Origin of the sequence: Edaphobacter aggregans DSM 19364 (assembly GCF_000745965.1) — a bacterium.
In the GTDB taxonomy this organism is placed as follows: domain Bacteria; phylum Acidobacteriota; class Terriglobia; order Terriglobales; family Acidobacteriaceae; genus Edaphobacter; species Edaphobacter aggregans.
Window position 1 is genome coordinate 1 of sequence record NZ_JQKI01000282.1, and the last position, 2,840, is coordinate 2,840.

The 2,840-nt window shown below is 58.3% G+C and carries 4 protein-coding genes; all 4 read left to right on the forward strand.

All coding sequences use genetic code 11. The features are described 5' to 3' along the window. Positions 1-357 precede the first annotated feature (357 nt). The 4 genes from Q363_RS31150 to Q363_RS31165 all read left to right on the forward strand — a co-directional run bounded on the left by Q363_RS31150 (position 358) and on the right by Q363_RS31165 (position 2,698). On the forward strand, positions 358-783 hold the full coding sequence (locus Q363_RS31150; protein WP_035358570.1) for a hypothetical protein: 426 nt from the start codon (positions 358-360) through the stop codon (positions 781-783). A 136-nt stretch (positions 784-919) separates the two neighbouring features. Beyond that, the gene (locus Q363_RS41670; protein WP_157468038.1) at positions 920-1,102 is read left to right on the forward strand and encodes a hypothetical protein; all 183 of its coding nucleotides are present in this window, start codon (positions 920-922) and stop codon (positions 1,100-1,102) included. A 395-nt stretch (positions 1,103-1,497) separates the two neighbouring features. After that, positions 1,498-1,944 (forward strand): type II toxin-antitoxin system VapC family toxin, encoded by a 447-nt coding sequence (locus Q363_RS31160; RefSeq protein ID WP_051979594.1) that lies wholly within the window; start codon positions 1,498-1,500, stop codon positions 1,942-1,944. Between the two features lie 406 nt (positions 1,945-2,350). Further along, entirely contained in the window at positions 2,351-2,698 is a 348-nt protein-coding gene (locus Q363_RS31165; RefSeq protein WP_035358574.1) for a hypothetical protein, read from the forward strand. Positions 2,699-2,840: the final 142 nt, after the last annotated feature.

The window sequence follows — 2,840 nt, forward strand, 5'->3', positions numbered from 1 at the left end:
GTCATACGAAAAAACGGCTGGAGCTTGCCGGTCTAAGAGGCGACGTTGCGTTCGTCTCCAGCCCGGAGGCGACGCAGATTGCTCCAGCCACCATTGAAACCGACGAAGAGAGCACGATCCTCGCTGAAATCGATGAGAGTGAGACGGAGAGCGCCGAGCTTGACAACGCTGCGTAATCGATAGCGAGCACAGGTGGAGCGCTTCCTCCTCCACCTGTGCGTGCTGCGACGCGGCCAATCCATGCAAAACATTTCTGACGACATTTCCTGCGGAGGCTGACTATGCGTTTGGCATCGCGCACCGCGGAAAGCACCCTGACCTCGACATCAATCGGTTTGTACTCACGAACACGGACGCATGCCGTTCCTGAGTGATCCGGTGCCGCCATGGCACTATCGCGGATGGCTGCTTTTTCAGGGCCAGATGGCCGATCAACACCCAGAGGCAACGGGCCGCTGGAACCATTGCATGCGGACGCTGGAGGCGGGTCGCCTGCTGGACGAACCGATCCCGCAGGTGCACTTTGCAGAATGTCCTGCCGCGGCTGGCGTGAAGATGCTGGAGAAGTGCGTGGACCTCCTCGCCTATCGCGAATCCCATTGGTCGGCCTTCGAAGCGTTCGTCCAGTGGCTCGCCTGGGGGCTGGCCGTTTCGAGAAACAGGCCAACGATGGAAGAAGCGAGTTCCGAGGCGCTTTACCGCATCTTCAACTTTGAACCGTTGCTTCTCCATCCCCATGACTACCTGGGCCACTTGCTCTCCGAGCGGAGAGGCAAGGGATGAAACCCGCACGCCCCCTCACGCAGTGTGCGAGTTGATGGCGCAGATGACGTTTGGAGGAGACAGCGCGAACGGTTCCAAGAGCGGTGAAGATCCACGTCTCCGCCTCATTTGTGAGCCCGCGGCCGGGACAGGACGCATGCTTCTGCATGCGAGCAACTTCTCCTATCGTCTCTACGGCATGGATATCGATCCCCTGGCTGTAACGATCTGTCTTTGCAATGGTGCGTTCTATGCGCCTTGGCTGGCGTTTCCACTTCCAGAGCCGGTTCTTGCCAACGCTGGAAAAACAGCGGAGGAGCGTACGGCCAAAGCGGCATAATGTCGAGCGACCTTCCGCGGGGCTGATCCGATCCCTCGTTGGCAGGAACTTGATCCTCTGGGTTGCGGGGTCAGGAGCGTCAGTGGCGATTGCGGTCTCACCAGAGTCGGTATTACACTTACTAGGAGAAGTATTACCATGCAGATTACAAGCAAAGGCCAAGTAACGATTCCTTTGAATGTTCGTACCCGACTGGGTCTCCTGCCGCACACGGAGGTTGAGTTCGAATTAGTTGGAGATCACGCCCGGATACGCAAGGCAAAACCCGCGACTGGAACAGGCACTCGGGGCAACCGAGCTCTCACTGCGCTTCGTGGAACTGCGGACACCCGTATGAGCACTGACGAAATCATGGCGCTGACGCGGGATGACGGACGGCGAGCCCGGAGAAGGAAATGAAGTCGGCGCTGGCCGGATGGCCCGCGCGGCTTCGCAGCTGCCACGGCGTCCTGGTGGACAGCAATATTCTGCTGGATATCGCGACCAATGACGTAACGTGGAGCGAATGGTCAGCAAATGCGCTCGCCGAATGCAGTGAGCATTCGTCACTGATGGTGAACCCGATTATCTATGCCGAAGTATCGGTCGGATTTTCGACCATCGAAGCGTTGAACGCTGCCCTTCCCACCAGTATCTATCAAAGGGCGCCACTTCCATGGGAGGCCGGCTTCCTGGCAGGCAAGTCGTTCCTGGCGTATCGCAAACGTGGAGGCACCCGAAACACCCCTTTGCCGGATTTCTACATCGGGGCACATGCGGCCATTGAGGGTCTTGGATTGCTTACGCGCGACGCCGCCCGCTACCAAACATACTTTCCGAAGATCGAGATCCTCTGCCCCTAAAGGCCCTGATGTCGTGTTCCGCGTAAGGATCTGCGCATCAATGGTGCGTCGTATTCTTCGGGCCTCGCCGTTCCGTCTCCGCAGCCCATTTTGGAAGTCCTGCTTGCCGCTACCTCCGCAGCTTCCTCTTGATAAAGGCAACGGCTGTCCGTGATCAAAGACAACGAAAAACACTGCACGTCGTGTCCTTCCTGAATCCACTTCGACGTACCAGGCGAAAGGGATCGACCGAGCCTGAATGTATTGATCGCCCGTCTGCATTGATTCCATGTTCACCGAATCATCCGACGGAGCCATTGCGGCCTGCTTGCGCTGCGCTCGCCTTTCCGCTTTCACCGGCAAATCCTCGGACTGGCGTTGACAGCCGTTAGATGGTTCTTTCAACAACGGTTTCTCAGGGAGGTCTATGAGTACGGTCGAGAGTTCGATGGAGTGCCCGCAGTGCGCGGGTGAGGCGTGGCATACCTTCGATTGCAGAGAAAGTTCGTCACTTATCGGCTGCAACTACTGTGGGTACACGGAATATCACGGGCCGGAGTATGGGCACGGTTTCAAGCCGACCGGGCGATGGATCGACGAGATGAGCCCCGGATTTGGAGTACTCAAGATCCAAGGCTCCGCATCGCTCCGCGTTGTGACCATCCTCCGCTGTTCGACGGAGGAGGAGTTCTCCGAAGCCCTTGCTCTCCCCTTCCGATTCCTTCCGGCATCGCGCCAGGATTCCGGTAACAATCGGCGATCGCAACCCGTCTGAACCCTGGAGCGTTTTCCGTTACTGACTGGGCGTAGGCGGGCACGGTTGTGCAACCGCTGGGCATGACGCCCGATCACGCTGCTCGCCAACGCCTCGCCCAGACGATAGAGTTGCCTGGGTCCGACAGAGTTTTCAAAGCGCG